This is a genomic window from Halomonas huangheensis, assembly GCF_001431725.1.
GTDB lineage: Bacteria > Pseudomonadota > Gammaproteobacteria > Pseudomonadales > Halomonadaceae > Halomonas > Halomonas huangheensis.
Genome location: NZ_CP013106.1, coordinates 4,134,592 through 4,158,971, shown reverse-complemented (window position 1 = coordinate 4,158,971; position 24,380 = coordinate 4,134,592). Strand labels below are relative to the sequence as shown.

The following is a 24,380-nucleotide window of genomic DNA, read 5'->3' as shown; positions in this document are numbered from 1 at the left end:
TAATCGTTTTTCGTCTGTGGCGTTGCCTTTATGGCAACAGTAACCTTTCCTGCCTACACACAGGAGTTATTGGCCGTGCCTTTGATGACCATCGCACTGCGCTATTTCGAAGAGGTGGCGCGGCAAGGATCGCTGCGCAAGGCCGCCGAACGTCTTCATGTTGCGGCGTCTGCCGTCAACCGACAGATTCTCAAGCTTGAGGAGGAGTTGGGCGTTCCGCTCTTCGAACGCTTGCCTCGAGGGTTACGGTTGTCGTCTGCCGGCGAACTGCTGCTGTATCAGGTGCGTCAGTGGCAGCGCGACGAGCGCCAGATACTCGGGGTGTTAGGGGATATCAGAGGGGCGGGCTGTGCCGAGATTCGTATTGCCAGTGTCGAGTCGATGACCGATCTCGTACTACCTGACGTCATGCAGCGCTTCGGGGAACGTTACCCACAGGTGCACTTCCAGCTGTTGACGGGCCTGACAGACACGATCATTGAGCGCATCGTCTCGGGGGAGTCGGACATCGGTATTTGTGTCAATCCCACGCCCAACCCTCGTGTTCGCACGCTACGCAGCGCCTCCTTTCGCTTCGGAGCGGTGATGGCAGCGGATCACCCGTTGGCTGAACTTCCCGCTGTACGATTGCAGGACTGTGCGGAATATCCGGTTATCCTGCCGGACAGCGATATGTTTCGCGGCTCAACGCTGGAGCAGGCACTGGCACATCACCAGGTGGAGTTTCGCGTTCTCGCTGAATGCAGTCGCGTACTCAGCATCAAGTCGTTGGCCAGTGCTGGCCTTGGCATCGCCTTTCTCAATCCGCTGGATGTTGCTCGGGAAGTGCAGCGTGGCGAGCTGGTGTTCCGGCCACTGAAAGACCGCCCGATACATGGTGCCAGAATCGATATCTGTGTGGCGCGCGAGCGCTCGATGCCTCCGGCGCTGGCTATTTTTGCCGAGTTGCTCAGCGAGGCGCTGGCGACAGTGGAAGAGCAGCCGCTGCTTGATCAGTTGGAGAAATGAGATGGGGCGGTAACTGAGTTGTATTTGGGCGCATCACACCAACGCCCCTGCCGAATGGCAGGGGCGTTGGTGTCTTGAGGGATGGTGGAGCGATCAGCGCCAGCCGACGCGGTCGAAGATCTTCACCGCTTCGGGGTTGTTCTCGCCAAGGGTATTGACATTGATCTCGTCCTTCTTGAAGTCACCCCAGGACGCCAGCAACTCATCCTGTTCGGCGCCTTCGACCACCGGGAACTCGTGGTTGCCGATGGCAAACAGGTGCTGGGCCTCATCGGAGGCGAGGAACTCGAGGAAGGCTACGGCGTTGTCGTGGTTGGGTGCGCCTTCGACCAGGCCTGCACCACCGACGTTGATATGGGTGCCACGGTCGTCCTGGTTGGGGAACAGAATCTCGACAGCTTCGGCAGCCTCGCGCTCGGCTGTATCATCGCCCTTCAGCATGCGCGCGTAGTAGTAGTGGTTGCCCACCGCCACGTCGCACTCACCAGAGGCGACGCCCTTGATCTGATCGCGGTCACCGCCTTCGGGATCACGAGCCAGGTTGTTGACCACGCCCTGGGCCCACTCTTCAGCGCCGTCCTCACCATGATGCTCGATCATCGACGCCAGCAGTGACTGGTTGTAGATATTGTTGGATGAACGAATGCAGATCTTGCCCTCGAGAGCAGGGTCGGCCAGCGATTCGTAGGTGGCGATCTGTTCCGGGTCAATGGTGTCCGGATTGTAGAAGAACACTCGAGCGCGTTGGCTGAAGCCGAACCATTTGCCTTCCGGATGGCGCATGTTGGCTGGCAGGCGCTCGTTGAGAAGCTCCGAGTCGACCGGGGCAAAGATACCTTCCTGCTCGGCACGCCAGAGACGCCCGGCATCGACGGTGATCATGACATCGGCGGGGCTGGCCTCACCTTCACGCTTGATGCGTTCGATCAACTGATCGGAGTCACCCTGCAGGACGTTGACCTCAATGCCGGTTTCCTCGGAAAACGCATCATAGAGTGCCTGGTCGGAGTCATAGTGGCGCGCGGAATAAACATTGACACTGCCGTCGGCAAGAGCGGCAGTACTGGCGCTGGCCAGCACTACTGCAGAAGCAATTGCGGAGAGATGGCGCATGGATAACCTCGACTTGTCGTTGGAGATAATGATTCCGTAGTTGGAATGGCGCAGGGACAGTATATAAAATCACTAGCGTTTGATAATAAGTGTCATTAGTGTTGAATTGAAGCTGCACAGAATGCTGGTGGAGTGCCGGAAGTGCGAAGCTGTCAACGCTACACTCGCGCAAGCCTGGCGCATCTCATGCTTGAGCGCGGTAACATGGGCACGCCACGAGATTCACTGGTCAACGCCTGCAGGAGCCAATGTCTTGTCCATGCTGCATCCCGCCGTTCCCTCGCCGACTTCGAATGCCGCTGCTCGCAAGCTCCTCGAGGTTCGTGATCTCAGCCATCATTACTCCGATCAGACAGCGGTGTCTGGCGTATCCTTTGATATCGCGCCGGGGGAAGTGGTCTGTCTGCTCGGGCCATCCGGCTGTGGCAAGACCACGCTGCTGCGAATTGTCGCCGGTCTGGAGGTCATTCAGCAGGGGCAGTTGAGCTTCGATGGCGAGCTGTTGGCGGCGAGCGGCAAGGCGCATGTTCCACCGGAGCGGCGCAGTGTGGGTCTGGCATTCCAGGAGTCAGCGTTGTTCCCTCACTTGAGCGTGATCGACAATGTCACTTTCGGTCTGCAGCAGTTGCCCGGCAGTCAGCGCCGGACTCGAGCACGGGAGTTGCTGGAGCAGCTGGGCATGCAGGATTATGCCGCATCCTTCCCGCATACCTTGTCCGGCGGGCAGCAGCAACGTGTCGCTCTGGCGAGAGCCCTGGCTCCCTCGCCGCAGCTGATGCTACTGGATGAACCTTTCTCGAGCCTGGACGCTCGGCTGCGCGACCGTATTCGTGATGACACCCTGCACGTGCTCAAGAAGGTTGGAGCCGGAGCGCTGCTGGTCACCCACGATCCGGAAGAAGCCATGTTCATGGCTGATCGTATCGTGCTGATGCGCGATGGACAGGTGGTTCAGGCCGGTACCCCTCAGGAACTCTACTGCCGACCCATGGATCCCTTCGTGGTGACGTTCTTCGGAGAGGTCAATCGGCTCGAGGGACTGGTGAGCAACGGCTATGTGCATACCGTGGTTGGTCCCGTGCCTACCCACCTGCCGGAAGGTAGTCAGGTTCAAGTGTTGGTCAGGCCCGAGGCATTGCGGGTGGTAGAGATCGCCAGTCGAGAGACACATGAACATCACAGCCATGTGTTGATGGCACGTCTGCTGGGGCGCAGCAGTCTGCTGCACCTGTGCGCGCATGGTATGGATGGCCAACAGGCTCACCTGCACGCACGGATGCCCGGCGTGTTCCTTCCTGAGCAGGATCAGCCGGTACAGATCAGTCTCGATCCCGCTCAGGCATTTGTCTTTCCCGCGACACCTTGATCCCGTTACCTTGCCTGCCCGGGGCGCGAACGGCGCATGGCAAGGCTCAACAGGATCACCGGCACGATACCTACGGCGACGATGGTCAGTGAGGCCGTGGAGGCTTCGGCAAGGCGTTCGTCGGCGGCCAGATTGTGTGCGCGTACGGCGAGGGTGTCGAAGTTGAAGGGACGCAGGATGATCGTCGCCGGCAGTTCCTTCATGACATCGACAAATACCAGAATCGCCGCCGCCATCAGGCTGCCGCGCATGATCGGGGTATGTACCTTGCGTAGCGTGCCGGTGGCGGTTTCTCCCAGAGTACGTGCCGCGGCATCCATGGATGGCGTCACCTTGCCAAGGCTGGCTTCTACTGCATTGAACGATACCGCCAGGAAGCGCGCGACATAGGCGTAGATCAGGATAAAGGCGGTGCCGCTGAAGACCAGGCCCAGCACCTCTCCACTATATCCCTTGTAGAAATGGTTGATCTGTCCATCGAGCCAGGCAAAGGGAATCAGGATACCGACGGCTACCACCGAGCCGGGGATGGCATAGCCCAGTGAGGCAATACGGGTCGCGGTGCGTGTCCAGACTCCCGGCTGCAACCTGGCTCCGTAGCTGAGGATCACTGCCATGGCGACCGCCACCAGTGAGGCGGCCACTGCTAACAGCAGGCTGTTGCCAGCGAAACTGAGGAAGTTGCTGCCAAGCACCGAGTCACCCTTGCGCAGGGCCATCTCGCCGAGAATCAAGCACGGCAGTACAAAGCCGATTATCACCGGCAGGGCGCAGGCGAGGGTGGCAAGGCTGGCTCGCCAGCCGCGCAATTGATACTCGGGCAGTTGCTGATAGCGATGAGAAGTATGGTGATAGCGGCGCTGGCCGCGAGACCAACGTTCCAGCAGTACCAGCACCATGACCAATGCCAGCAGACAGGCCGCCAACTGTGCGGCAGCAACCTGCTCGCCGAGGCCGAACCAGGTGCGGTAGATGCCGGTGGTGAAGGTATCGACACCGAAGTACTGCACCGCGCCGAATTCGTTGAGAGTTTCCATCAGCGCCAGTGAGACGCCGCCGACCAATGCTGGCCTGGCCAGTGGCACCGCGACCTGACGGAACATTTGCCACGGACCGCGCCCCAGCGTACGCCCGACATCCAGCATGCATACCGACTGCTCGAGAAACGCCGCGCGGGCCAGCATATACACATAGGGGTAGAGGACCAGCGTGATCAGTACTGCGGCGCCAGACAGCGAACGAACATCCGGAAACAAGTAGTCATGACGAGTCCAGCCGAACAGTTCGCGTAGTGCGCTCTGCAAGGGGCCGGAGTACTGCAGGAAATCGGTATAGGCGTAGGCGATGACATAGGTAGGTACTGCCAGCGGCAGCAGCATCGCCCACTCGAAAAGGCGCTTGCCGGGAAAGCGACACATCACCACCAGCCACGCGGTCCCGGTGCCGATCAACAGCGTACCCAGGCCGACACATGCAACCAGTATCAGTGTATTGCTCAGGTAACGCGGCAGGACCGTGCTGGCCAGGTGTTGCCATACCTCGGCGGACGGCACCAGTAGATAGCTCAGGATCACCAGCACAGGCAGCGCGACTACGGCAGCGACGACAAAGGTCAGCCAGGTCCAGCCGGATAGCGTGCGGCGCGCGCGGGAACGGGCCGTGGAAGTTGTGGATGTGGTCAACCGGTGAACTCCTGACAACAGTTGGTGCGACGCTGCGGGCTTCTGATGATAGCAAGTCATTGCCGGGCACGTCGTTGAGACGCCTGACGCTGAAACTGGGTATTGAAAATGAATGACTGTTCATTTATTTTTCATGGAGACTTTTCAGGGTGAGACTGCATGCGCCAACGCGACGACAACAAACGCCTTGCACTGCTCGAGGCAACGCTGGAACTGGTGACCGAACAGGGCTTCTCGGCGACGTCTGTGGCGATGATTGCGCGTCGCGCGGGAGTCTCGCCGGGGACGGTCTATATCTATCACGCCGACAAGGATGCGCTGCTGATTGCCACTTTCCTCGATGTCTGTGATCGGTTGATCGATACCGCTATTGAGCAGGTCGATTCCCGTCTCGGTCTGCGTGAACAGTTGCGCCGCGTATGGGTGGCGCTGTTCGAGGTTGCGGTGGAGTCGCCCCGGCTGTTTCGTTTCCACGATATGTTCAGCCACTCGGCCTGGATGACGGATGAGCTGACCCAGCGCAATGATCAGCGTCTGGCTCCCTTGCTCGATGCCGTGGCGGAGGGGCAACGGCAGGGTGTGATCAAGTCGGTGGAGCTGTCGCTGTTGGAAGCCTTCCTGTTTCGTCCGATTCACCATCTGGTGCAGAGCCGCGGCTGCCATCCCTTCTCGCCGAGTCGCGCCAACATCGATATGGCCTTCGCCATGGCCTGGGATGCCGTGGCCCTCGATCATCGAGCTTCATCTCCGGAGTCCACGCCATGACCGCTTTCCATCCAGTGTCTCTTGTGGCTGCTATACGAAGACAGGGCCTATGGGGGCTGATGAGTCTGGTCATCATCTCCCTGGCCAGCGTAAGCCTGGCGGGCTGCAGTGAAGCAGCCCCGCCGCTGGAGAAGCAGCAGGTGTTTCCGGTCAAGCTGATAACGCTGGATGCTGGCGGTGAAGCGAGCCTGTTGCGCTATCCGGGGGAAGTGAAGGCCTCCGAGCGCTCAGACCTGTCTTTTCGTGTAGGCGGCGAGCTTCAGGAGTTGGCCGTCAATGCGGGGGATGAAGTACAGGCTGGTGACGTAATCGCCAGACTCGATCAACGTGATGCCCGCAGCCAGGTGAATAACGCGCGTTCGAGCTTCGAGCTGGCAGCGGCGACCCATGAACGTATGCGTGTCTCGCTGGAGCGGAACGCCATCAGCCGCTCACGTTACGACGAAGCGCGTGCCGAGTATCTATCGGCACAAGCCAACCTCGCCCAGGCCGAGGATCAGCTCAGCTATACCGTACTGCGTGCGCCATTCGATGGCGTGATTGCCAGTGTGCCGGTGGACAACTACCAGGTGGTGGGTGCCCAGCAGACTGTCGCCGTGCTGCAGCAGCCGGGCTCGATTGATGTGACCTTCCAGCTACCGGAACAGCAGGTGCGGCGCATCGACAAACAGCGGGCTGAAGAGGTGCGTGAAAGTGGCACCGAGGTAGTGTGGATCGAGTTTTCCAATGACGGCCGGCGCTATCCGGCGCATTACCGCGAGCATGACAGTAGTGTCAGTGAGGGCTCGTTGAGTTATGAGGTCACACTGACGTTGCCGGAACCGGATGATATCACCGTGCTGTCCGGCATGAGCGCTACGGTATTGATGGATATCCAGGCACTGACAGGCGAGCAGGTACGCCCCTGGCGAGTGCCGGTGACGGCAGTTACGGCCCGCAATGAGGCACCGGATCAGGCTCTTGTCTGGCGTTATATTCCCGATGACTCCTCGGATCCGAGGTCCCCGGGACAGGTGGAACCCGTTGCAGTGACACCGGGTAGGATCACCGGGCAGGGCATTCTCGTTGAGGGCGATCTCGCCGTGGGAGATCGACTGGTGGCAGCGGGTAGCCAGGCGCTGCGAGAGGACACTCGTGTCCAGCCGTGGCGCAAGGAAGAGGGGCTGTAGTGCTCCTTCATGCCTGCATGGCGCCCTTCGGGTCAGCCTGGCGTCGGCCCATTACTTCGTTGTTCCCTCTCGGCATGGCACCACCATGTCATCGAGAAAACGCCTCGCAGTGAGCCGTCTCAGGGCTGACTGAACAGGAAAATATCAGGTTGAAGGAGCACTGGCATGGTCGACTATTTCCTGCGCCAGAAAGTGATCAGTTGGATGGTGACACTGTTGCTGGCAGTGGGAGGCATGGTGAGTTTCCTCGGGCTCGGCCAGCTGGAGTTCCCAGAGTTCACCATCCGCAACGCGGTCATCACCACCCAGTACCCCGGCGCCACGCCTGAACAGGTGGAAGAAGAGGTCACTCTGACGCTGGAAAAGGCCATCCAGCAGATACCGAATCTCGATAATGTCACCTCGGTCAGCTCCGATGGGCTGTCACAGATCATCGTCGAACTGGATGACAAGGTCCGTGAATTCGAGCTCGATCAATATTGGGATCGTCTGCGGCGCAAGATCAATGACGCCCAGGCAGCGTTGCCACCTGGCGCGGGGGCTTCGATCGTCAACGATGACTTCGGTGATGTGTTCGGCCTGCTGCTGACTCTGAGCGGTGAAGGGTACAGCCAGCGTGATATCGAGGATCATGCTGATTTGCTGCAGCGTGAGTTGCGGCTGGTCGAGGGCGTCAACAAGGTCGCGATTGGCGGCACCCGTGACGAGGAAGTGGTGGTGCTGCTTGATCGCGATCGCATGAGAGCACTGGGGGTGTCGCCCGAGCAACTGGCGAACCTGCTCAATGCTCAGAATGTGGTCGCGGATGCTGGCCATATCAGGCTGGATGGCCTGTCGTTGTCCATCCAGCCCAGCGGTGAGTTCAAGAGTGTCGAGGCCCTCGAGCAACTGGTGATCGGGCGCCCGGGCAATGGCCTGATTCGCCTCGGCGATATTGCCGAAGTCGAACGTCGCTTCAGCGACAGTCCGCAACTGCTCTATCACGCTGATGGCCGGCCGGCGTTGTCGATCGGCGTGTCCTTCGCCGCCGGCGTCAATGTCGTCGAGGTCGGTGAACGCGTCGAGCAGCGTCTGGCCGAGCTCGAACCGCGAATGCCGCTGGGCATGGAGTTGACCACGGTCTACCACCAGCCGGAGGTGGTCGAGGAGGCGGTCAATGGCTTCCTGATCAATCTTGCCGAAGCCGTGGCCATCGTCATCATCGTCCTGCTGGTGTTCATGGGGGTGCGCAGCGGATTGTTGATGGGGCTGGTGCTGCTGCTGACGATTCTCGGTACCTTCATCATGATGTCGATACATGGCATCCAACTGCAGAAGATATCGCTGGGCGCGTTGATCATTGCGCTGGGGATGCTGGTCGACAATGCCATCGTGGTTACCGAGGGCATGATGATCGGTCTGCAGCGAGGCCGAACCAAGCGCCAGGCAGCGCTTGAGGTGGTCGGGCAGAACCGGTTGCCGCTGCTGGGTGCCACGGTGATCGCGATCACCGCTTTCGCACCGATCGGTCTGTCGCCGGATGCTACCGGCGAGTTCATCGGCTCGTTGTTCTGGGTACTGTGCTACTCGCTGTTTCTCAGCTGGATTACTGCTCTGACGCTGACGCCTTTCTTTTTCGATCTGGTCTATCGCAAGGACAGCGAAGGTGGTGAGGCGAGTGATGTCGAGCCCGTCGACCCCTACCGAGGCGTGATTTACCGGGCCTTTCGCTCACTGCTGCGTCTGGCCATTCGCCTGCGTTACCTGACACTGGGGCTGGCTGTGCTGCTGTTGATCGGCGTGCTGTCGCTGGGTGGTCAGGTCAAGAACGCCTTTTTCCCCGACGCGACCACACCGTTGTTCTTCGCTGATCTGTGGTTACCGGAGGGCACTGATATTCTCGAGACCGAGCGTATCGCCGCCGAGCTGGAACAGCAGGTGCTGGCCATGCAGGACGTGACCCGCGTCACCAGTGTGGTCGGTGGTGGCGCACAACGCTTTACGCTGACCTACGCGCCGGAGGATCGTTACGCGTCCTATGGACAGTTGATCGTCGAGACCACGGATCAAGAGTCGCGTTCGGCGCGAATGGCGGACGTCATTACGGCGCTGCGTCAGCAATATCCGCAGATCCAGTACAAGGTCAAGGCGCTTCAGGTCGGCCCTTCCGCCAAGGCCAGTCTCGAGACGCGTATCTATGGCCCGGATGCCGATACGTTACGTCGTCTGGGGGCCGAGGTGCGTGACATCTTTCATGCTGAGCCGATGGCGGATGGCGTGCGTCTTTCCTGGAGCAACCGTGAGAGTGTCATGGTGCCCGAGTTTCTCGATGAGCAGGCGCGTCGTGTCGGTGTGACTCGCGATGCGCTGCATCAGGCGCTACTGCTCAACAACGATGGCGAACGCGTAGGAGTCTATCGCGAAGGCAGCGATCTGATACCGATTGTGATGCGTTCTCGTGAGGACCAGCGTTATGACATCGACAATCTCGGGGCAATCAATGTCTGGAGCGAGGAGCAGGGTCGCTATGTCAGTGCCGCCAATGTGCTCGCGGAACCGAATGTCGAGCTGCGTGACCCGCTGATCAAACGCCGCGATCGTCAACGCATGATGGCAGTCTATGCCGAGCCGATGCCGCTCTCCGGTGAGACTGCCGCCAGTGTGCTGGCGCGTATTCGCCCCAGGGTCGATGCGTTGCCATTGCCGTCGGGATACCACATCGAGTGGGGTGGCGAATATGAAACCGCCAGTGATGCCCAGAGCGCGCTGTTGTCGTCTTTGCCGATGGGACTGCTGGGGATGTTCATCATCACTGTGCTGTTGTTTGGCAACCTGCGCCAGGCACTATCGATCTGGTCGATCGTACCGCTGATGATGATCGGTATTGTCGGTGGCCTGGTGCTGATCGGGGCGCCCTTTACCTTTATGGCATTGCTCGGCACGCTGAGCTTGATCGGCATGGTACTCAAGAATGCCATCGTGTTGGTCGAGGAAATCAATGTGCAATTGCGCACCGATCAGAATCGCTTCGACGCCGTGGTGCAGGCGGCCGTCAGTCGTGTGCGTCCGGTAGCGATGGCCGCGGTGACTACCATGCTCGGGATGTTGCCACTGCTGACCGATGCCTTCTTTGCCAGCATGGCGGTGGTGATCATCTTTGGTCTCGGTGTGGCCACGCTACTGACGCTGGTGGTGCTGCCGGTGGTCTTCTGTACCCTGATGCGGATACCGGCCAGTGAGCTCGCACCCGCTGGTGATGGGAGTCATCGCAGCAGATAGTGTTCGTTGTCCTGGTTCGTCGTCCACAACAGCAAACCCCGCCGGATTGGCGGGGTTTGCTGTTGTGGTGACTACCGCTGTTGTCGCAAGGCCGGCTGCGGCAAGGTGACTAGCCTCCGTAGCCGACCATCATCTGCGGCAACCCGGTGATCAGCCACGGGAACCAGGCCAGCAGCGCGCAGGTGAGCATGATCAACAGGCAGAATGGTATCACCGCCTTGTACAGATCCAATGTCTGCACCTCGGGCGGGGCTACGCCCTTGAGATAGAACAGTGCATAGCCGAATGGTGGCGTCAGGAAAGAGGTCTGCAGCACCACCGCGACCATCACCACAAACCACAGCGTGTCGACGCCCATGATCTCGATGATCGGTAGCATGATCGGGAAGCTCAGCAGCACAATACCGGTCCAGTCGAGGAACATGCCCAGTACGAATACCAGCAGGAACATCAGCAGCAGGGCCCCGAGGGTGCCGCCTGGAATCGCCAGTACCAGGTCACTGATGACTTCGGTACCGCCACCAATCGAGAACACCCCGGTGAAGGCGGTAGCCCCGACCAGTACGAACATCACCATGGTAGTGGTCTTGCTCGCTTCGAGGAAGGTGTTGTAGCAGGTCGACAGCTTGCGATCACCGAAGATCAGGAACAGCACAAAGGCGATGGTGACGCCGATCGCGGAGGCTTCAGTCGCCGTGGCGATACCGGTAAAGAGCGCACCGAGAACGCCGAGGATCAAACTCATGGGCGGCAGTACATACTTGGCGAGCATCAGCAGCAACTCACCGGTAGAGGTGTCCGCACGTTCCTCGGCTCCCACTGGCGGGCCGTATTCCGGCTTGATCAGGCAGATGACCAGCACGTAGAGCGCATACATGGCGCCCAGCATCAGGCCGGGGATCAGAGCTCCAGCGAACAGCGCGCCGACCGAGACCGGAGAGTAACTGGCCATCAGGATCAGCATGATACTGGGTGGAATCAGTATGCCCAGGCAGCCACTGGCCATGATGACACCCGCGGAAAGGCCCTTGTGATAGCCGTACTTGAGCATCGGAGCCAGGGCGATCAGACCCATCACGGCGATAGAGGCACCGACAATACCGGTGGTCGCTGCCAGCAGCACTGAGACAATAACTACGGTGAGCGCCAGGCCACCACGGACACGACCCAGCAACAGACGCATCGCCTGGAACATGCGCTCGGTGACCCCGGAGTCATTCAGAAAACGCGCCATCAGAATGAACAGCGGAATAGCCACCAGTACATAGTTATCCATGGCGCGGCCATAGATGTTGTTGATGATGATGCCTAGCACATTGGAACCCGGGCCCAGGCAGGCGGCGAGTACCGCGGTGCCGCCCAGCACAAAGGCTAGCGGGTGGCCCATGAACAGGCCAATCAGCAGGCCCGCGAACATGAATATGGTGAGTAGTTCAGGCGTCAGCGAATGACTGATCGACGACAGGATACTGGAGATCATGCAGCGTCCTCCGCGGGCGGTTCATCGTGGCGTAACTCGCTGAAGGTGCGGATAACGATGGCAAGGGCCTGTAGCAGAATCAGCACTGCTGCGATGACCAGCACTGCCTTCACCGGGTAGACCGGGATCGACACAATTCCGTAGGTGGATTCCGAACGACTCCAGGAGCGCTCGAAGAACGTCCAGCTGTAGATCAGCAGCATGATGATGAATGGTGTGAAGAACAGCAGATAACCGAGCAGCTCGACCAGCGCCTGGCCTCGGCGCGACAGCAGGCGCTTCAATACATCGACCTCGACATGCGCGTGATGGCGCATACCATAGGCGGTCATCAGCATGAAGTGAGTACCGAACAGCATGGTGGTGACATCGAAAGCCCAGTCGCTGGGGCGACCGAGGAAGAATCGCATCGCGATGTCATAGACCACCACAAGGGTGATGACCGCGATCAGCGGGGCGATCAAACGGCCGAACCACTCATTCAGGCAGTCGATGGCCTTGGCAATGGCATTCATGGTGGCAAGTCTCATGGGGAGAGCAATGAAAGCCGACGACGCGACTTTATATGGGGGCGTCGTCGGCAACTCAAGGAATGATCAGGCGAGATCTACTCGCCCATACAAGCCTCGATGTCTTCCAGAGACGGCAGATTATCGGTGACTCGGCTCATGTTGTAGGGCACCGAAATATCGCGCCATTGGGCGTAGTTCTCGAGGTAGCTGATCATTGAGTGGTAGACCTTGGCGTGCATGGGGTCTTCACAGGCACCCTGCACGATCACTTCATTGGTGATTTCCTGAATGCGTGCGAGGTCTTCCTCAGACAGCTGGTTGATGGTGGTGCCGTCAGCCAGGAACTTCTCGGTACCTTCGGTGGACTGCTTCTCGGACCATGCCAGGGACCAGGTCATGGTGGCCTGGGCAGCGATCTTCAGCTTTTCCTGGGTTTCCGGCGACAGCGAGTCCCATGAATCCTTGTTGATCATCACGCCGAAGACACTGGCCGACTGGTGCCAGCCTGGCGTCATCCAGTAGTCAGCGACCTCTCCGAAACCGGCCTTGTAATCAACGCCGGGAGTAGAGAACTCGGCACCGTCGACCACGCCACGCTCGATGGCCTGGTAGATCTCGCCACCGGCCAGCGTTACCTGAGAGCCACCCAACTGCTCGAGCACCCGGCCCTGGTCACGCCCGGAGAGGCGCAGACGTTTGCCTTCCAGATCGGCGAGACTCTCGATTGGTGTGCCGCCACGGAAGCCGGATTCGTTATTGGTGATCCCATAAGGCAGATAGACCATGTTGTACTCGCCGTAGACCTCCTGATAGAGGTCGAAGCCGCCCCACTGGTTGATCCAATTCAGGTAGTCGACGCCGTTGAACAGGCTGGTGGTAGTGGCCAGCGGCGAGAAGGCCGGGCTGCGTCCCGCCCAGTAGCCGGGCCAGTCGCCAGCCGCTTGAATGGCCCCGGTCTCGGTGGCATCGAATACCTCGGTGCCGGGCATCAGCGTGCCACCGGCATGAAAGTCGATGGTTATCTCATCGCCTGCCAGTTGGTTGACCAGCTCTGCCCAGTGGCGGTCGATCTGGATCAGATCGAGGTTATCCGGCCAGGTCGAGGTCATGGTCCAGCGTTCCTGAGCCATGGCCGTAGTGGAGAGGGACGCGGAGAGGGAAGCGACGGCAATGCCGGTGGCCAGCCCGCTCAGGGTAAACTTGGTCGTTTGCTTCATGCAGATAGCTCCATTCTGGTTGTTGTGATACTCGGGACGATCAGTCCCGTGGGAATACTGCTCGAGGCACCCTCGCCGGGTAGGCAAGGGGGAATGGTTCCCTCAAGCTAGCATGGGCCTGACAACTTGTTCGATGCTTTGCGCAGGTGAGTCAAAGGGATTTATGGTGCATATGCACAGAGCTCATCACACTGGCAAAATTCTTTTATATCAACTAAATCAACAGGTTTTATCGATACACTGTGTTGCATCGCAAAAAGCTGATCTGCGTTTAATGACGTGTTTTGTTAGACCAAAGTTGATCCATTGGGAGTGCCATGATGTCAGCCTTGTTACCGTCTCGAGCCATTGCTCGGCTCAATGCCTGGCGGAGTCTGTTGGCGGCACGTCGCTGGCGCGGACTGGTGTGGATAACAGGTGATGTCTCCGAGGCGCGCCGCGCCGCGCAGGATCTACTGGCCTCGCGTGACTGGTGCTCGCCGCTATGGATTGGCAAAACCGCGGTCGAAAAGTCAGCAGTCGAGAAACCAGAAGTTGAAAAGCGAGAAGTTGAAAAACCAGAAGTCGAAAAGCGAGAAGCTGGGGGAGCGGAGACCGCAGAATTCGCTGGGGCTGACTCGGGGCTTGACCAATCAACCATCACTTTTCTGAGTAGCGGCCAGGCACGGACACGACTGGGGGCAGAACACGAGCTGGTGATTATCGATGCTGTCGGCCCCGACGCGGGGCTGGACCCGGATGCGCTGGGGGCGGTGGCGGGTACCGTGGTTGCGGGAGGCCTTCTGGTACTGCTGACCGCCGATGATGGCGGGAGCGTGGCCGATGCTGATTATCAACGCCTCGCGGCCTGGCCCTGGCGCGTGCCACAACTGACGAGTCATTATCTGGCACGCTGCCATCACCTGTTGCAGAGCATGGATGGTATTGCTCGCTGGCGACCAGGGCATGCCCTTGAGGTACCTGAACTGGCGCCTGACAAGCCGCCGGGCTGCGATGGTGAGACAGCGATGTATGACGATTGCCTGACAGAAGATCAGGCCACCGCCGTGGCACAACTGGTGCGGCTGCGCCGTCGTCGGCCGCTGGTACTGACAGCCGACCGTGGACGTGGCAAGTCGGCGTCGCTGGGTATTGCCTGCGGGCACATGCTGGCCGAGGCCGAACAGCGTGGTGAACCGGTGCAGATTCTACTGACGGCGCCGCGTCCGGCAGCAGTGGAAGCGGTATTTGAACACTGCGTGAGACTTCGCCCGGCGGCGATGAGATCAGTCAATCGCGTGGAAACGGCAGGCGGCGTGTTGCGCTTTGTGGCAGCTGATGCACTTTCGGCGCAGGTTGCCGAGGGGGAAGCAGGCGGGCCGGGAAGCCTGTTGCTGGTCGATGAGGCGGCGGCGATCCCGGCGGCACTACTTGGGGAATGGCTGGAAGCCTTTCCGCGCATAGCCTTTGCCACCACCGAGCATGGTTATGAGGGCTCGGGCCGCGGTTTTGCTCTGCGTTTCCGCCGCCGTCTCGATACGCTGACGCCACAGTGGCGCAGTTTGAAGATGGAGTCACCGATTCGCTGGGCTGTCGGCGACCCGCTGGAAGAGGCGATAACCCAACTGCTGATGCTGGATGCCGATCTGGTCGACACACCCAGGCCGTCCACACAGACGACACTCGTTGACCGCGCGAATCTCGCTACCGATGAACCCGCGTTGCGGGGCATCTTCGGTTTGTTGGTTCAGGCGCACTACCGAACGACTCCGGCGGACCTGCGGGCGTTGCTGGATGCCCCCGAAGGCGCACTGATGACGCTGGGTTCACCGTCTGCCCCGGCAGGCGTTGTGGTATGGGGTGATGAAGGAGGCTTCGATACCGCGTTGGCGGAGCAGGTCGCCTGTGGCCGACGCCGTCCACGAGGTCATCTTCTGGCGCAATCGCTGGCGGTACATGCCGGTGAACCCGGGGCCCTCACGGCGCGCGTGCGCCGTATTACCCGGGTTGCGGTGCATCCCGGTGTGCGACGTCAGGGAGCGGGATCACAGTTGCTGGAGGCCGCGTTCCAGCAGGCCTGCGCCGATGGTATGGACCTGCTGGGTGCCAGTTTTGGTGGTGATGCCGAGTTGTTGGCCTTCTGGCGTAGCCAGGGGTATCGCGTGGTGCGCCTGGGACTGACGCGAGAAACCGCGACGGGTGAGCATGCATTGATGGTACTCAAGGCCTGTACCGAGCGAGGAGCCATGCAGCTGGAACGTCTCGAAAGGCGTTTTAGACGCCTTCTTCCGCGTTTGCTGGCCTTTGAACTCCGCGAACTGGCACCAAGCATGGTACTGGCGCTGTTGTGCGCTTGTGCTGGTCGGGATGCACTCGATGACCTCGATCAGGCGGATCTTGACGATGTCACGACTGGGCATCGCGACCTGGCCCTGGTACGCCCGGCCATCCAGCAGCTGATACATGTCGCTTCCGGGGTGGGAATGTTGGAAGTTGAGGACGCCTGGCTGAGCGCCTGGGCATTCCAGGGCCGCAGCGAGGCACAATTGGCTCGGGGGCTGGCGCTCAGTGGTCGAGCACAAGTCAAACACTGGCTGCGTGGCAGGGCTGAGCGGCTGTTGAGGGTGGTCTCTGAGCTTTCCTCGAACAGCCGGCGAGGGTAGAGTGCCAGCATCATTCCTGCACAGCCAGATCTGGAAGAACCTGACATGAACGCGCACCTCGAAACCCTGGCACCAACGGTGGTATGGCGACATTTCCGTACACTCTGCAATACACCGCGCCCTTCGGGCCATGAAGCCGAACTGGTCGGCAAGCTGGAGCAATGGGCCGATGCCAGAGGGCTGGCTCATGACCGTGATGCCTTCGGTAATCTGCGCATCCGCAAGTCCGCAACCTCCGGCCACGAGGATGCGCCAGGGGTGATCCTGCAGGGGCACCTCGATATGGTTGCCCAGGCCAACGCCGACCATCCGCACGACTTCACCCGCGACCCGATTGAAACCGAGATTCGTGATGGTTGGTTGACGGCACGCCACACTACGCTTGGTGCTGACAATGGTCTGGGCGTTGCCGCGGCGCTGGCGATCCTTGAAGAGGACGATATCGAGCATGGTCCCATCGAAGCGCTGTTCACACTCGAAGAAGAGACATCGATGGGAGGCGCGCTGAATCTGGCCGAAGATTGGTTGCAGGGTTCGCTGCTGCTCAATCTCGACTCAGAGGATCGCGGGCAGGTGTATATCGGCTGTGCCGGTGGCGCGGACGTCAAGGTGGAAGCCATGTTGCCCGAGGAGCCGCTGGTTGAGGATGAAGTCGCACTGGTCCTGAGCTTGACCGGATTGCGTGGCGGACACTCCGGGATCGATATTCACAAGGGGCTGGGTAATGCCAACCGCTTGCTGGTTCGTGCGCTGCGTACGCTGGAAGATTGCCATGTACGGCTGGTCGAGTACCGTGGCGGTACATTACGCAATGCCCTGCCCCGTGAGGCCTTTGCAGTGTTGGCCTTGCCTGAGGCCGAGGTGTCGGCTGCGGAGTCTCGTGTCGAGGCACTGCAGCAGGTCATGCGTAAGGAATTGACCGGAATCGACGATGGCCTGGCGCTCACGCTGGATCGGGCTGAAGCGATGCCGGATCAGGCATTATCGCGACATGCTACCCACCTGCTGGTGGCGGCGCTGCACGCCGCTCCCTGTGGTGTGGAGCGGATGAGTGTCGAGGTCCCCGGGGTGGTCGAAACCTCCAATAACCTCGGAGTGGTCAGTCTCGACAAGGGCCGCTTCCACCTCTGCGCTCTGGTTCGTTCGCTGCGAGATAGTGCCACTCAGGACATGGCCGAACGTTTCCGTGCCCTGTTCGAACTGATTGGTGCGCAAACTCGAGTCGAGAATGGCTACCCCGGCTGGACGCCTCAGCCTGACAGCAATCTGCTCAAACGTTTCTGCGCGCTGCATCGCGAGCGTCTCGATGCCGATCCGGAGATCAAGGTGATTCACGCCGGCCTTGAGTGCGGCATTCTGGGTGGCAAGTATCCTCATCTTGAGATGATCTCCTTTGGCCCGCTGATTCGTGGCGCCCACTCGCCGGATGAGCGTGTCGAGATCGCTTCGGTGGCCGAGTTCTACGGGCTATTGCGGGTGTTGATTCGCGACCTCGCCGACGCACGGAGCTGATGTGACACCATTACAGTACGTTGAACGCATCGTCAGTGAGCCGCTAAGCCTGGCGCTTGCTGTTGGGCTGCTGTTGATGGCTGGTGCATTGTTGTTCACGTACAAGCGACTGCGCCACGCGTTGACGGAGGTCGAGCAGCAGCGCTCCCTTGCCCGTGACCGCGAGACACTGACGCGCCAGCTGGAACAGGAACTGACCGTCAGTGACTCGCAACTCGATGCCAGCCGTGAGCAGGCCCAGGCGCTCCAGTCGTCGTTGGAAGAGCTGCGCCAACGGCTGGGTGATGCCCGCGAGCACAATGCGCGGCTCGAAACTGAACGCTCCCAACTGAGCGAGCGCCATCGTGAGCAGCTGGCGCTGATCGAGGAGTCACGGGAACGGCTCAAGAGCGAGTTCCGCCAGTTGGCGGGGCAGATCTTCGAGGAACGTCAACAGAACTGGCAGGCGCAGAGCCGCGAAGGCATCGAGTCGTTGCTGCAGCCGTTCCGCGAGCAGGTTGATCATTTCCGTCGGCGCGTCGAGGAACTGAGCGGTCAGCAGAGTCGCGACAGTATCTCGCTCAAGTCGCAGATCGAGCAACTGGCCAACCTCAATGCACGCCTTGGTGACGAGGCTGCCGGGTTGGCACGCGCGCTCAAGGGCGATCAGAAAGCTCAGGGCGGCTGGGGAGAGCTGATGCTCGAGACCGTGCTCGAACGCAGTGGCCTGCGGCGCGATATCGAATACCGACGTGAAGTGTCGATCGATGGCGATAGCGGACGCCAGCGCCCCGACGCGGTGATCTATCTGCCGGAGGATCGTCATCTGATCATCGATGCCAAGGTCTCGTTGACGGCCTGGACGCGAGTGGTCAATGCCGAGGATGACGTGGAGCGGGAAACCGCCATGGCCGCGCACCTGCAGTCATTGCGCAGCCATATCCGTGGTCTGGCGGCGCGTGATTATCCGGCACTGCCCGGTTTGAACTCTCCTGATTTCGTGTTCCTGTTCATCCCGGTGGAGCCGGCGTTTGCCGCTGCCTTCGAGCGTGATCCCTCGCTGTTTCAGGAAGCCTTCGACCGTCAGGTGGTGGTGGTGACCCCCACCACGCTGCTTGCCAGTCTGAGGACCGTATCGGGTCTGTGGAGCATGGAGCGCCAGAACGAGAACGCACGCATCATCGTCGCCCGAGCGGAGCGGCTGCTGGCCAAGTTCTCAGGCTTCGTCACCAGTATCGAGGATGTCGGCAAGCACCTCGAACGGGCTCGTGATAGCCATCACCAGGCCATGAACCGTCTGTCGCGAGGGCAGGGTAGCCTGGTCGCGCAGGCCATGGAGCTGGAGCGACTGGGAGCACGCATGAAGAAGCCCTTGCCCGATGAACTGCGGCGCAATGCCGAGGACAATGGCCTTACTGGACCGGATCAGGACTGACCGCCGGCAGACAGCTTACCCCTTTTACCCATACGGTCCTTTCATCAACACTGAATCACCCACCAGGAGAGACATGACAGGTGGGTGATTCAGTGCGAGAGAGAAGCAACGAAATGAGGCCCGTTAGGGAAACGGGCCTCGGGTATGCAACGCTGCAGGATGCTTATCCCAGCCAGGCGTTGAGCATCCAGATGGTCTTTTCCTGCTCGCGGATGTAGTCGCCCACCTGAGACGCAGTGCCTTCGTCGTCGGCGTCAGATGCCACGGAGAGAATCTCGCGTTGCAGCTCGATCAGCGTCTGGAAGCCGGTGACGACACCGCGCACGCAGGCTTCGCCGTCGTTGGTATCCTTGTCTTCCTTGATGCGCGCAAGCTCGATGTAATCGCTGTAGGCATGTACCGGCTTGTGACCCAGAGTCAGGATACGTTCGGCCACTTCATCGACCTTGAGCAGCAGGTCGGTGTAGAACTCCTCGAACTTCTCGTGCAGTTCGAAGAAGTTGGGGCCTTTCACGTTCCAGTGGTAGCCACGCACGTTCATGTAGAAGAGCTGGTAGTTGGCCAGTAGCTCATTGAGTTTGGTGGCCAGATCGCTGGCGCTGCCTTCGTGCAGACCGATTGCATTGGTGTTGCTCATGCGGAACCTCCTTGATCGCGTAATCTGTAGCCAGTGTATGGGGTTGATCGCGGTGAGGTAAGCAAAATCCTTCGATCATCACCATAGTGGCAATTGATGACATGCCGACGACGCTAGCGTATTTCAACCCAATGCCATTGTTTGGCGGTCAGCGACCTGAATTCGAGAGCCCGGTTGTCGAAAGTCCGGTGGCCTGGATCAGACGAATCAGGTTTTCCGTACGGTCTCGCAGCAAATCCGCACAACGGCTCAGGGCTTCATCGAGGTCCATCGGCCCATCTGCCAGCGCGAAGGCGGCGCTGACGCCTTCCTCCAGTGCAGCTTGCCAACCTGGCGCCATGCGTCCGGCGAGGACGATCACCGGGACACCTTGAGCACGTGCAGCGCGTGAAATACCGATAGGCGTCTTGCCTGACAGGCTCTGACCATCAAGCTGGCCCTCGCCGGTAATCACCAGGTCGGCAGCCTCCAGGCGCTCCGCCATCCCGGCCTGTTCCATGATCATCTCGATTCCCGGGCGCATGCGGCCACCAAGGAACGCTGCCACGGCGAAGCCCATGCCGCCCGCAGCTCCCGCTCCGGGCTGGTCGCGCAGATCCTGACCGGTTGCCTCACGGGCCTGATCGGCAAGCCGTGCCAGAGCAGCATCGAGTCGCTTCACATCGGCTTCGCTGGCACCTTTCTGGGGGCCGAAGATCGCACTCGCACCATTCTCCCCGAGTAGTGGGTTGTCGACGTCGACCGCGGCCTCGACATCCAGCTCGGCGAGGCGTGGGTCAATATCGGCAAGATCCAGTTGAGCGAGGTCCTCCAGTGCCGCGCCACCAGGAGCCAGTGGCTGACCCTGGGCATCGAGTAGACGCGCGCCCAGCGCAGTGAGCATGCCCGCGCCACCATCGTTGGTGGCGCTGCCGCCGAGTGTGACCAGCAGGCGCTTTGCCCCCGCATCGAGTGCGGCGAGAATCAGTTCCCCGACACCGTGAGTGGTGCTGTGCAGGGCCGTGCGTTCCTCACGGGTCAAGGCCTGCAGACCACTGGCCTCGGCCAATTCGATATAGGCGGTGCGGGAACTGGCGTGCCAGCCCCAGGCTGCATCACAGGGCCTACCCAGGGCATCCTGAACTCGGGTGCTACGACGCTCGGCATCGGTGGCAGCGAGCAGGGCGTCGAGGCTACCTTCGCCACCATCTGCCATCGGGCACTCGTCAATCTCGATGGAAGGGTCGGCGCGGAGTGCACCTTCGGCAATGGCGCGTGCGGCCTCACTGGCAGGCAGAGCATCCTTGAAGCTATCGGGACAGATAAGCAATTTCATGGACAATGATCTCGTTCGGTGTTGTTTTTGGAAAAAGTTTCCGTTTCTTCAGTCTATCCGACGTCCGGGCGTATCGGCCAGTGTGGATTTGCCGAGGGCTCCGTTGCGCGTAAACTCCACATTAAGCCAATTTCACAGAGCAGGCGAAGAGAGCTGCCTGCTGCACAATCAGGACTCAACCGGGCCGGAACGTCGGCCACGTTGGATGGCGGCCGGTTCCGCTGTCTGCAAGGCTCAATCAACCAGGTACGAGGAGGTTGCCATGCACGTTTCCGATCGAGGCGGTCGGATCGTCTGCTGGACGATTGCCGGTCTGGCGCTGGTGTTGTCCGGCTGCCAGACGGCTCCCAGCAGCATGCCTGTCGCTGAGCCTGCCCCTGCGGCCAGCTGTCATTGGACCATTACCCCCGATAGTGTCGACCTCGCGGATGTGGTCAATGTGCTCGAGAACCGTGATTTCCTGGTGCGCGATACCGATACCGCTCTGGGCGTGGTCAGCGCCGATCGCTCGGAACGTGCGGTCTATCATAATGCCGACGCCATGCGGCCGCATATTGGCGGCGTGATTGTGGGTGGCTCGGGTGGCTATATCGGCGTAGGTACCGGTATTGGCATCGGTATTGGTGGCGGTGGCTGGGGAACCAATGATGATGCGACTCGCATTGAACGCGTCTCGGTAGCCGTCTCCGATACCGATGTGCGGGTGACGCGGGATATTCGTCTCTATGATTGGGCTGGTGAGTTGCGTGAGTCGCGTACCGCCAGCGATGCGCATTTCTGTCAGGACTTGCGGGCACAGCTCGAGGGCAGACCTGTATCCACCGGCGGTGTCGAGGTGAGCAAATGAGACGACTGCTACCCGTACTCCTTGTATCGGTGTTGCTGGCGGGGTGTGTTACCAGCCCTCCGCCATCGGCGCCGGTACGTAGCATGCCGACGACAGCCAGTGCCGATGTCGCCATTCGTGAAACGCTGGCGCTTCTGATGGAGCAGGGCTATGTCATTACCTCGGCGGATGGCAACCTGAGACGCATTGATGCCAGCCTGGCGCGTTGGCCGATCTATCGTGTCGAGGTACGAGTCAGCGAGAGCGCAACCGGCGCCGATATTGCGCTGCAGGGTTTCCGTGGCGGACAGCGTTTGTCGGCTGATGTCGTTGAACCCCTGTTCATCGAACTTCAGCATCGTCTCGGGCCGGCTTCATGATTGCAGGCAAGGTGCTGTTCCTCGCGCTACTGATGCTGCCCGTGGCAACGGCGATGGCTCACCCCCATTCCTGGGTCGACCTGTCAATACGTGTTATTGCCGACGACGAAGGACGGCTGGTGGCGCTTGAGGAGGCCTGGCGACTGGACCCCTTCTACAGCGCCATTCTGCTTGAGGAGTTGCAGGCGGACGGTGATGGCATGGAAGCCGCGCTCGACAAGCTGGGCGGCGACATGCTGCAGAGCCTGGCACCACAAGGCTTCTTCACGGAGGCCAGTGTCGATGATCAGGCAGTCGAGTTCGACCCGGTCACCGCAGCCTCGGTGATGAACAACGATGGCCGTATCGTGCTGCATTTCCGGTTGCCTCTCACTGAGCCGGTTCCGCTTGCAGGCCATTTGCTGACCTATCAAGTCTACGACCCCAGCTATTACGTGGAGGTGGTACACGAGTCTGATGATGGTCGTCACCCGATGCCGACAGCTCTGGTGCCCCCGGCTTCCCTGCAATGCCGTCATCAGATTCTGCTCGCGGACCCTGATCCAGAGAAGGTTATGGAAGCCTCGGCGCTGGATAAAACCGATATCGCTTCGCCAGGCCTCGGGCGTTTCTTCGCGGAAACCGGTGAGGTGGATTGTCGATGAGAGGCGGGCCGTCGATGAAACATACTGCCGCATGGCGTTCTCTGGGCTGGGTCGTTGGACTGCTGGTGGTCCTGGCGGGGTTGTACTGGGTGTTGAGCGATAGCCTGACGCAGTTCAGCCACTGGATCATTACCCAGCAGCGTGACCTGCACCATCAATTGACCTATGCGGTGACCGCACTGGACCGGGCACCCTCTTTGCATGCGTGGCTGACGCTGCTGGGGTTGAGTTTCTTCTATGGTATTTTTCATGCCGCTGGACCAGGGCATGGCAAGGCGGTGCTGGCCACCTGGTTGGTCTCTCAGGGCGGAGCCTGGCGTCGTGCCTTGAGCCTGTCCTGTGCGGCCGCTCTATTGCAGGCGCTGGTCGCCATCGGGCTGGTAGTGGTGTTGGTGGTTGGGTTTGGCTGGTTGACTCGAGAGGCTCTAGGCAGCGTGGTCTGGGTGGAGCGACTGAGTTTCACCATGGTGGCGTTGCTCGGCCTGTGGCTGTGTCTGCGAGCACTGCGTGATCTGCGCCGGAGTATGATCGCGCGCAAGGCGGCTCATGATCATCACCACGACCACGACCACGACCACGACCACGCCTGCTGTTCCGGGCATCATCATGTCACTCCGGAGCAGGTCGCTCAGGGCAAGGGGAGTTGGATGGCGGTGCTGGCTATCGGTGCCCGACCCTGTAGTGGTGCCGTGCTGTTGATGGCGGTAACGACCCTGCTCGGCCACCCTCAGATGGGGATAGCCGCAGTGCTGGTCATGGCAGTGGGGACCGCGATCACGGTATCGTCATTGGGGCTGGCTAGTGTCATGGCGCGTCATTGGGCGGAGCGTCGCCTGACGCGACGCTCGCGGATCCCCTGGTCGATGCTGTCGCCATTGGTGTCGTTGGCGGGTGGGCTGGCGATCTGTGCGCTGGGTATTCTACTGCTCAGTCAGGTGGATCAAAGTGTTGGTGGCTTGCCGCTGCTGGTACCTGCCGGAGGTGGCAGCGGCTCCGGGCCTTTCGGCAGCTAATCGCTGAAACGGATGCCGCTGACTATGGCCAGTACTCGCTCGCGGACTTCCGCGAGGTATTCCTTGTCGTAAGGCTCGGCTTGTCCCTGCCCCCACACCGGGCCGGGCCAGGCGGCGTCGCCCTGGTGGCGCACGATTACATGGATATGCAACTGCGGCACCATATTGCCGAGACTGGCGATATTGAGCTTGTCGCCATCGCGGTGCGCCTTGATGGCCTTGCCGATGATGGCCGCTTCGCGCCACAGCTGATGCTGGTCTTCCGGGCTGAGTTCGAATACCTCACTGACACCGGCTCGTCTCGGGATCAGTATCAGCCATAGGTAGCGTGAGTCGTCCATCAAGCGCAACTGGCACAGTGGCAGTTCGGTAAGCGGGTAGCTGTCGGCGACAAGGCGCGGATCCAGCGGAATATCAGGCATGATGG

At 60.4% G+C, this 24,380-nt stretch carries 20 protein-coding genes; 12 read left to right on the top strand and 8 right to left on the bottom strand.

The window, feature by feature from the left end; genetic code table 11:
- Positions 1-84 precede the first annotated feature (84 nt).
- A complete protein-coding gene (locus tag AR456_RS18005; protein ID WP_021817922.1) occupies positions 85-1,008 on the top strand; it encodes a LysR family transcriptional regulator in 924 nt (307 codons plus the stop codon).
- 93 nt (positions 1,009-1,101) lie between these two features.
- Here the strand turns inward: AR456_RS18005 and AR456_RS18000 are convergent, their stop codons facing one another.
- Positions 1,102-2,121, bottom strand: coding sequence for a Fe(3+) ABC transporter substrate-binding protein (locus AR456_RS18000; protein ID WP_021817923.1), 1,020 nt, complete (start codon positions 2,119-2,121; stop codon positions 1,102-1,104).
- Between the two features lie 259 nt (positions 2,122-2,380).
- Here AR456_RS18000 and AR456_RS17995 point away from each other — a divergent pair, with 259 nt between their 5' ends.
- On the top strand, positions 2,381-3,487 hold the full coding sequence (locus AR456_RS17995; RefSeq protein WP_021817924.1) for an ABC transporter ATP-binding protein: 1,107 nt from the start codon (positions 2,381-2,383) through the stop codon (positions 3,485-3,487).
- 5 nt (positions 3,488-3,492) lie between these two features.
- On the opposite strand, the gene AR456_RS17990 is transcribed toward AR456_RS17995, so the two are convergent.
- Positions 3,493-5,103: an ABC transporter permease gene (locus AR456_RS17990; RefSeq protein ID WP_236995584.1), complete on the bottom strand. Its 1,611-nt coding sequence runs from the start codon at positions 5,101-5,103 to the stop codon at positions 3,493-3,495.
- A 225-nt stretch (positions 5,104-5,328) separates the two neighbouring features.
- Between AR456_RS17990 and AR456_RS17985 the strand changes: the two genes are divergently transcribed.
- The 3 genes from AR456_RS17985 to AR456_RS17975 all read left to right on the top strand — a co-directional run bounded on the left by AR456_RS17985 (position 5,329) and on the right by AR456_RS17975 (position 10,361).
- Positions 5,329-5,934 (top strand): TetR/AcrR family transcriptional regulator, encoded by a 606-nt coding sequence (locus AR456_RS17985; RefSeq protein WP_021817926.1) that lies wholly within the window; start codon positions 5,329-5,331, stop codon positions 5,932-5,934.
- 59 nt (positions 5,935-5,993) lie between these two features.
- Entirely contained in the window at positions 5,994-7,103 is a 1,110-nt protein-coding gene (locus tag AR456_RS17980) for an efflux RND transporter periplasmic adaptor subunit (protein WP_021817927.1), read from the top strand.
- A gap of 165 nt (positions 7,104-7,268) precedes the next feature.
- Complete coding sequence (locus tag AR456_RS17975) at positions 7,269-10,361, top strand: efflux RND transporter permease subunit (RefSeq protein ID WP_021817928.1); 3,093 nt, start codon at positions 7,269-7,271, stop codon at positions 10,359-10,361.
- 109 nt (positions 10,362-10,470) lie between these two features.
- On the opposite strand, the gene AR456_RS17970 is transcribed toward AR456_RS17975, so the two are convergent.
- The 3 genes from AR456_RS17970 to dctP form a co-directional block, all read right to left on the bottom strand.
- Positions 10,471-11,841 carry a TRAP transporter large permease gene (locus AR456_RS17970; protein ID WP_021817929.1) on the bottom strand — a complete coding sequence of 457 codons (1,371 nt, stop codon included), beginning with the start codon at positions 11,839-11,841 and terminating at the stop codon, positions 10,471-10,473.
- Positions 11,838-12,356: a TRAP transporter small permease subunit gene (locus AR456_RS17965; RefSeq protein ID WP_021817930.1), complete on the bottom strand. Its 519-nt coding sequence runs from the start codon at positions 12,354-12,356 to the stop codon at positions 11,838-11,840. Before AR456_RS17965 ends, AR456_RS17970 begins: the two co-directional genes overlap by 4 nt.
- A gap of 92 nt (positions 12,357-12,448) precedes the next feature.
- The gene (dctP, locus tag AR456_RS17960) at positions 12,449-13,570 is read right to left on the bottom strand and encodes a TRAP transporter substrate-binding protein DctP (RefSeq protein WP_021817931.1); all 1,122 of its coding nucleotides are present in this window, start codon (positions 13,568-13,570) and stop codon (positions 12,449-12,451) included.
- A gap of 317 nt (positions 13,571-13,887) precedes the next feature.
- Here dctP and AR456_RS17955 point away from each other — a divergent pair, with 317 nt between their 5' ends.
- From AR456_RS17955 to AR456_RS17945, 3 genes are read left to right on the top strand one after another with little or no spacing between them, the layout of a single operon-like run.
- On the top strand, positions 13,888-16,212 hold the full coding sequence (locus AR456_RS17955) for a GNAT family N-acetyltransferase (RefSeq protein ID WP_081694605.1): 2,325 nt from the start codon (positions 13,888-13,890) through the stop codon (positions 16,210-16,212).
- Positions 16,213-16,257: 45 nt separating this feature from the next.
- On the top strand, positions 16,258-17,724 hold the full coding sequence (locus AR456_RS17950; protein WP_021817933.1) for an aminoacyl-histidine dipeptidase: 1,467 nt from the start codon (positions 16,258-16,260) through the stop codon (positions 17,722-17,724).
- Position 17,725: 1 nt separating this feature from the next.
- Positions 17,726-19,138 carry a DNA recombination protein RmuC gene (locus tag AR456_RS17945; RefSeq protein ID WP_021817934.1) on the top strand — a complete coding sequence of 471 codons (1,413 nt, stop codon included), beginning with the start codon at positions 17,726-17,728 and terminating at the stop codon, positions 19,136-19,138.
- A gap of 163 nt (positions 19,139-19,301) precedes the next feature.
- Here AR456_RS17945 and AR456_RS17940 read toward each other — a convergent pair whose 3' ends face one another.
- Both AR456_RS17940 and AR456_RS17935 read right to left on the bottom strand, forming a co-directional pair.
- The gene (locus AR456_RS17940; protein ID WP_021817935.1) at positions 19,302-19,775 is read right to left on the bottom strand and encodes a Dps family protein; all 474 of its coding nucleotides are present in this window, start codon (positions 19,773-19,775) and stop codon (positions 19,302-19,304) included.
- A gap of 148 nt (positions 19,776-19,923) precedes the next feature.
- Positions 19,924-21,090 (bottom strand): glycerate kinase, encoded by a 1,167-nt coding sequence (locus AR456_RS17935; protein WP_021817936.1) that lies wholly within the window; start codon positions 21,088-21,090, stop codon positions 19,924-19,926.
- Between the two features lie 262 nt (positions 21,091-21,352).
- On the opposite strand from AR456_RS17935, the gene AR456_RS17930 reads away from it, so the two are divergent.
- Genes AR456_RS17930 through AR456_RS17915 form a run of 4 tightly spaced genes read left to right on the top strand, consistent with a single transcriptional unit; the run spans position 21,353 to position 23,953 of the window.
- Positions 21,353-21,937, top strand: coding sequence for a hypothetical protein (locus tag AR456_RS17930; RefSeq protein WP_021817937.1), 585 nt, complete (start codon positions 21,353-21,355; stop codon positions 21,935-21,937).
- Positions 21,934-22,296, top strand: a complete 363-nt coding sequence (locus AR456_RS17925) for a hypothetical protein (RefSeq protein ID WP_021817938.1) — start codon at positions 21,934-21,936, stop codon at positions 22,294-22,296. Before AR456_RS17930 ends, AR456_RS17925 begins: the two co-directional genes overlap by 4 nt.
- A complete protein-coding gene (locus AR456_RS17920; RefSeq protein WP_021817939.1) occupies positions 22,293-22,940 on the top strand; it encodes a DUF1007 family protein in 648 nt (215 codons plus the stop codon). The genes AR456_RS17925 and AR456_RS17920 overlap by 4 nt, the downstream gene beginning before the upstream one ends.
- A 14-nt stretch (positions 22,941-22,954) precedes the next feature.
- Positions 22,955-23,953 (top strand): nickel/cobalt transporter, encoded by a 999-nt coding sequence (locus tag AR456_RS17915; RefSeq protein WP_021817940.1) that lies wholly within the window; start codon positions 22,955-22,957, stop codon positions 23,951-23,953.
- Here the strand turns inward: AR456_RS17915 and AR456_RS17910 are convergent.
- Entirely contained in the window at positions 23,950-24,375 is a 426-nt protein-coding gene (locus AR456_RS17910) for an HIT domain-containing protein (protein WP_021817941.1), read from the bottom strand. The two genes, AR456_RS17915 and AR456_RS17910, sit on opposite strands and share 4 nt — an antisense overlap.
- Positions 24,376-24,380: the final 5 nt, after the last annotated feature.

What these genes read in the sequence shown, in the direction of transcription:
- AR456_RS18005 (WP_021817922.1), top strand. Translation starts at nt 85, where the DNA reads ATGACCATCGCACTGCGCTATTTCGAAGAGGTGGCGCGGCAAGGATCG.
- AR456_RS18000 (WP_021817923.1), bottom strand. Translation starts at nt 2,121, where the DNA reads ATGCGCCATCTCTCCGCAATTGCTTCTGCAGTAGTGCTGGCCAGCGCC.
- AR456_RS17995 (WP_021817924.1), top strand. Translation starts at nt 2,381, where the DNA reads ATGCTGCATCCCGCCGTTCCCTCGCCGACTTCGAATGCCGCTGCTCGC.
- AR456_RS17985 (WP_021817926.1), top strand. Translation starts at nt 5,329, where the DNA reads ATGCGCCAACGCGACGACAACAAACGCCTTGCACTGCTCGAGGCAACG.
- AR456_RS17980 (WP_021817927.1), top strand. Translation starts at nt 5,994, where the DNA reads ATGAGTCTGGTCATCATCTCCCTGGCCAGCGTAAGCCTGGCGGGCTGC.
- AR456_RS17975 (WP_021817928.1), top strand. Translation starts at nt 7,269, where the DNA reads ATGGTCGACTATTTCCTGCGCCAGAAAGTGATCAGTTGGATGGTGACA.
- AR456_RS17970 (WP_021817929.1), bottom strand. Translation starts at nt 11,841, where the DNA reads ATGATCTCCAGTATCCTGTCGTCGATCAGTCATTCGCTGACGCCTGAA.
- AR456_RS17965 (WP_021817930.1), bottom strand. Translation starts at nt 12,356, where the DNA reads ATGAATGCCATTGCCAAGGCCATCGACTGCCTGAATGAGTGGTTCGGC.
- dctP (WP_021817931.1), bottom strand. Translation starts at nt 13,570, where the DNA reads ATGAAGCAAACGACCAAGTTTACCCTGAGCGGGCTGGCCACCGGCATT.
- AR456_RS17955 (WP_081694605.1), top strand. Translation starts at nt 13,888, where the DNA reads ATGATGTCAGCCTTGTTACCGTCTCGAGCCATTGCTCGGCTCAATGCC.
- AR456_RS17950 (WP_021817933.1), top strand. Translation starts at nt 16,258, where the DNA reads ATGAACGCGCACCTCGAAACCCTGGCACCAACGGTGGTATGGCGACAT.
- AR456_RS17940 (WP_021817935.1), bottom strand. Translation starts at nt 19,775, where the DNA reads ATGAGCAACACCAATGCAATCGGTCTGCACGAAGGCAGCGCCAGCGAT.
- AR456_RS17935 (WP_021817936.1), bottom strand. Translation starts at nt 21,090, where the DNA reads ATGAAATTGCTTATCTGTCCCGATAGCTTCAAGGATGCTCTGCCTGCC.
- AR456_RS17930 (WP_021817937.1), top strand. Translation starts at nt 21,353, where the DNA reads ATGCACGTTTCCGATCGAGGCGGTCGGATCGTCTGCTGGACGATTGCC.
- AR456_RS17925 (WP_021817938.1), top strand. Translation starts at nt 21,934, where the DNA reads ATGAGACGACTGCTACCCGTACTCCTTGTATCGGTGTTGCTGGCGGGG.
- AR456_RS17920 (WP_021817939.1), top strand. Translation starts at nt 22,293, where the DNA reads ATGATTGCAGGCAAGGTGCTGTTCCTCGCGCTACTGATGCTGCCCGTG.
- AR456_RS17915 (WP_021817940.1), top strand. Translation starts at nt 22,955, where the DNA reads ATGAAACATACTGCCGCATGGCGTTCTCTGGGCTGGGTCGTTGGACTG.
- AR456_RS17910 (WP_021817941.1), bottom strand. Translation starts at nt 24,375, where the DNA reads ATGCCTGATATTCCGCTGGATCCGCGCCTTGTCGCCGACAGCTACCCG.